The sequence below is a fragment of the Streptomyces sp. NPDC127084 genome (assembly GCF_042724175.1).
Taxonomy (GTDB): domain Bacteria; phylum Actinomycetota; class Actinomycetes; order Streptomycetales; family Streptomycetaceae; genus Streptomyces.
Genome location: NZ_JBHXFA010000063.1, coordinates 33,581 through 38,387, shown reverse-complemented (window position 1 = coordinate 38,387; position 4,807 = coordinate 33,581). Strand labels below are relative to the sequence as shown.

The following is a 4,807-nucleotide window of genomic DNA, read 5'->3' as shown; positions in this document are numbered from 1 at the left end:
TCGAGATCGTCCCACCTCAACACACCGTCACAGCGACACCATGACGCGGCCACGATTCGTCATCCACCTGCCTTGACAACCTGATTGGGAATCACAGTCGGGGATCTTGGCGATGACGGTCGGCCATGCCCTCGACATCTCAGTCTCCAAGATCCCCGACCTCGTCACCCGCGATCAGCTCTGCGTCTCCTCGCGGCGTCCAATAGCGGCCGCATCGGGTACGACGAGCAGCTTGCCGGTGGTACGCCGAGCCTCCAGATCGCTGTGGGCCTGGGCGGCCTCGGACAATGCGTAGCGGCCCGTTACGGTGACCTCAAGCGCCTTGGAGCGCACCCACTCGAACACATCGGCGGCCCGTCGGAGCAGTTCGGACCGATCGGCGATGAAGTGCCCGAGGCTGGGCCGGATCAGGGTCAGCGAACCGCCGTGGGCGAGCCGAATCGGATCAAACGGCGGCACGGCACCACTTGCCGCGCCGAAGAGCACGAGATGGCCGCGGGGTCGCAGGCTGGCGAGGCTCGCATCGAAGGTGTGCGCGCCGACGCCGTCGAAGACAACCGGCAGTCCCTGACCGCCGTTGAGCCGCCTCACCTCGGCTGCGAGATCGTCGACTGCGGAGGAAAGGATCACCTCAGCGGCCCCGGCACGCTTCGCCAGCTCGGCCTTCGCCGTGGTCGACGTCGTGCCGATCACCCTGCCGCCGAGATGGGTGATGAGCTGGGTCAAAAGCAGCCCCATGCCACCAGCAGCCGCATGCACGAGCACCGTGTCGCCCCCCTGAACCGGGTAGGCGTCCTTGACTAGATAGTGCGCGGTCATGCCTTGGAGGAGCACGGCGGCGGCTGTCTCGAAGCCGATATCGTCGGGCAGCGGCACCAGCCGGGAGGAGTCCACGACGGCCCGCTCGGCATACGTGCCGGGAATCTCCACCCAACCGACCCGGTCCCCGACTGCGACGTCAGCGACGCCGGGTCCGACTTCGACGACCGTGCCGGCGCCCTCAGCGCCCGGGGTGAAAGGCAGCGGGAGGCTGTACCGGCCTTCGCGGTGGTAGACGTCGAGGAAGTTGACCCCGGATGCGGCGACCTCCACGAGCGCCTCGCCCGGACCCGGCCGCGGCTGGTCCACCTTGGCCTCCTGCAGCACCTCGGGACCGCCCACTTCGTACACCTGAATCGCTCGCATGGCCCTCCAATAACGGCTCATCCCCCACCAACCCCGTTGATGGCGATCCGATTAACGGCTCAACCCCCACCAACCCCGTTGATGGCGATCCGATTCCCGGCAAGCAGACCAGCCCGCCGCCCCCGCCGAGAGCTGAGAACGCCTGCTTGCACCCGGGTCTGGGACAGGAGACCGAGGCCGTCAAGGGTCGACGAATGCACCACTCGCCGCTTCCGCACCGCCGTACGGCCACCCACCACAACCGGCGTAGTTATGGGCCACATATGTAGGCCCGAGCGGCGCAGGCTCGAAGTCCACTCTCACCCGCCTACGTTCCGGGTGCGTGGGAGGAGTGCGGCGGCGGTGAAGCCCGCGAGTCCGATGACGGCCAGGGTGATCATCGCGGCGGCGTAGGCGCCGGTGGTGAGACCGGCTACGAGGATGGTGCCGGCGACAGCCGTACCGAGGGAGGAGCCGAGGTTCGACACGCTGCGGGAGAGGCCGGAGATCCCGCCCTGTTGCTCCTCGGGAAAACTGGACTGGACGACGTTCACCGACGGCGTCAGCATCACGCCGAGTCCCAGCCCGATCAGCAGTAGTCCGGGCGTGAGGGCCCACGGGTTCGTGGAGCTGCCGGCTGTCGCGACCAGGATGACGATGCCGGCGATGGTGGCGACGAAGCCGGTCATGATGAGGGTGCGCTGGGGTCGCCGCTTGGCGAGGCGTTCGGCGGCGAGTGAGGAAACGAGCAGCCCGAGCGTGGCGGCCGTGAAGACGACTCCGGTCTGGATGGCGTCGTAGCCGCGTACGACCTGGAGGTACGCGGCGACGGTGAACGAGGTGCCCATCAGCAGCAGCCACTGGACGTTCTGGGTGATGAGGCCGAGGTTCGAGGTCCGGTTGCGGAAGAGGCTGATGGACAGCAGAGGTTCCTTCCCCGCCCGCTCCCTGGCTCGTACGGACCGGAAGAACCAGACGAGTACGAGGGCGCCCAGGGCAAGCAGGCCGATCATGAGCCAGACGTTGTTGTCGGCCGCGAGGATGCCCATGACGACGAGGATGAGGCCGACAGCCGAGAGCACCGCTCCGGCGGTGTCGAAGGGACGGGTCGGGTCGGGCGGCAGGGGGTCCTCGATGTGGCGGCTGAGCGCGATGATCACAGCGATGACCAGGGCCTGGAACACGAAGGCCGCGCGCCAGCTGAGCGTCGAGGTGATGAGGCCGCCGATGAGCGGTCCGGCGGCCGCACCGATTCCGCCCAGCGCCATGATGACGCCGAAGGCGCGGGCGCGTGAGGTCATGTCCGTGAAGAGGAGTGTGGTCAGGATGTAGACGGGCGGGATGAGCAGGGCGGTGCCGATGCCTTCGAGGATCGAGTTGCCGAGGATCAGTACGCCCAGGCCCGGGGCGGTGGCGCTGAGGAGGGCGCCGATGCCGTAGATGACGAGGCCGGCGAGTAGGCAGCGTTTGCGGCCGTAGCGGTCGGTCAGTTTGCCGCCGGGGATCATCAGCGCGGCCATGACCAGCAGGAAGATGGTGATGGCGATCTGTACGCCCTGGACGGTGGTGTCCAGGTCCTTGCTGATGTCGTTGATCATCACGTTCATGTTGGAGCCGGCGAAGCTGCAGATGAACTGTGCGAGAGCGAGCGGGGCGAGGACCCGTCGCTGCGCTTTCGACGGTTGCTGAGGGATCCGTGTCCCGGCCACAGGTGTCGCCTCCGCAGGTTCGTCACGCGCCGCCGGGGTGCCATCCGCTCGCGGGGGAGGCCCCGGTGTCGGGACGTGGACGGGTCTCCGCCTCATCGAGCTGTTCGTCGAGTGCTGTCGCTGCGGCGATCAGCGCGAGGTGGGTGAAGGCTTGGGGGAAGTTGCCCAGTTGTTCGCCCGAGGGGCCCATCTCCTCGGCGAAGAGGCCGACGTGGTTGGCGTACGTGAGCATCTTGTCGAAGGCGTACCGGGCCTGGTGCAGTCGACCGGAGCGTGCCAGGGCTTCCACGTAGAGGAAGCTGCACAGATTGAAGGTGCCCTCGGAGCCGCGCAGACCGTCGGGCGACGCCTCAGGGTCGTACCGGTAGACAAGGCTGTCGCTGACCAGTTCCCGGTCCATGGCGTCCAGCGTGCTGAGCCAAGCCGGGTCCCGCGGGGAGAGGAAGCCGACCCGTGGCATGAGCAGCAGCGAGGCGTCCAGCACGTCGTTGTCGTAGTGCTGGACGAACGCCTGGCGTTCGTCGCTCCAACCGCGCGCCACGATCTGCCGGAAGATCGTGTTGCGGACATCCGTCCAGCGGGCGATGTCGGCGGGGCGGGAGTACTTCGTGGCCAGCCGGATACCCCGGTCGAAGGCGACCCAGGTCATCAGACGGCTGTAGGTGAAGATCTTCTGGCCGCCTCGGGTCTCCCAGATTCCCTCGTCGGGCCGGTCCCAGTTGTCGGCGAGCCAGTCCAGTACGTCGCTGACCGCCTTCCAGCCGCGGATGGCACCCATGCCGTGGCCTTGGGCCAGGGCGTCGGCGGCTTCGCCGTAGATGTCGAGCTGGACCTGGTCCGCCGCGGCGTTGCCTGCCCGTACCGGCGACGAACCCATGTATCCCTCCAAGTGACCGAGGACCTCCTCGGGGAGGTGCGGGTCGCCGTCGACCCGGTACATGATCTGCAGCGGGTCTCCGGTCGCGGTCGCGCCTGCTTCGATGCGATCGCGCAGCCAGCGGCGGAAGGCGTGGGCCTCGTCCTCGAAGCCCAGGTCGATCAGGGCTCGCACGGACAGCGAGCCGTCCCGGATCCAGGTGTAGCGGTAGTCCCAGTTGCGCTCGCCGCCGACCTGCTCGGGCAGTCCCATGGTCGCCGCTGCGATCGGCGCGCCCGTCGGCGCGTAGGTAAGCAGCTTGAGCGTGATCGCCGAGCGGTTCACCATGTCACGCCAGCGGCCCCGGTACGTGGACGAGCGCAGCCACGAGAGCCAGAACATGCGGCAGGACTCCAGCTCGTCGGCGATGTCGTCCAGGGACGGCGGTGCGGGTGCGGGCCCTCCGCTCGCCATGCTGGTCAGTACCACCGCCGCCACCTCTCCGGCGGAGAGCGTGAATCCGGCCGTGACGTCGTCGCCGTCCGCGTGCAGCGCGACGGGCGCGGTGGCCTGGACGTGGAGGTCCGTCCCCGGCCCGTGGAGTATCGCCGAGTGGTCGTCGGTCTGCGCCAGGGTGTGCGGGGCGCGTCCGTAGTCGAAGCGCGGGCGGCAGCTGAAGGTGAACGGCAGACTGCCCCGGACGACACGAGCGACCCTGACGATGCGGTGCCGGTCGGTGGGCGTGGCGCTGTCGATCGGTTCCATGAAGTCCGCGACCTCGCCGACGCCGCCGGGGGCCAGGAACCGATTGACCAGGACGGCTGTGTCCGAGAGGTAGAGCTGGCGCATCGTCCCGCCGTCGTTGTCTGAGAGATCCGCGGAGAACCGGCAGTGCCCGCCACGGGCGGAGTCCAGGATGGAGGCGAAGACACTCGGGGAGTCGAAGCGCGGCGTGCACCACCAGTCGATCGTGCCGTCGGCCGACACCCAAGCGGGCGTGTGGGGAATTGCCCCCCCCACCGCGGGGGGGGGGGGGGGGGGGTACCCAAAAAAAACCCCCCCCCCCCCGACAGCCGAC

Annotated in this window: 3 protein-coding genes; all 3 read right to left on the bottom strand. The window is 68.4% G+C overall.

The window, feature by feature from the left end:
• Window positions 1-174: 174 nt before the first annotated feature.
• Complete coding sequence (locus tag ACFWI9_RS16930) at window positions 175-1,185, bottom strand: quinone oxidoreductase family protein (protein ID WP_387162684.1); 1,011 nt, start codon at window positions 1,183-1,185, stop codon at window positions 175-177.
• A gap of 299 nt (window positions 1,186-1,484) precedes the next feature.
• Window positions 1,485-2,873, bottom strand: coding sequence for an MFS transporter (locus tag ACFWI9_RS16925; RefSeq protein ID WP_387162682.1), 1,389 nt, complete (start codon window positions 2,871-2,873; stop codon window positions 1,485-1,487).
• Window positions 2,874-2,895: 22 nt separating this feature from the next.
• Window positions 2,896-4,716, bottom strand: coding sequence for a glycoside hydrolase family 15 protein (locus ACFWI9_RS16920; RefSeq protein ID WP_387162679.1), 1,821 nt, complete (start codon window positions 4,714-4,716; stop codon window positions 2,896-2,898).
• Window positions 4,717-4,807 lie beyond the last annotated feature (91 nt).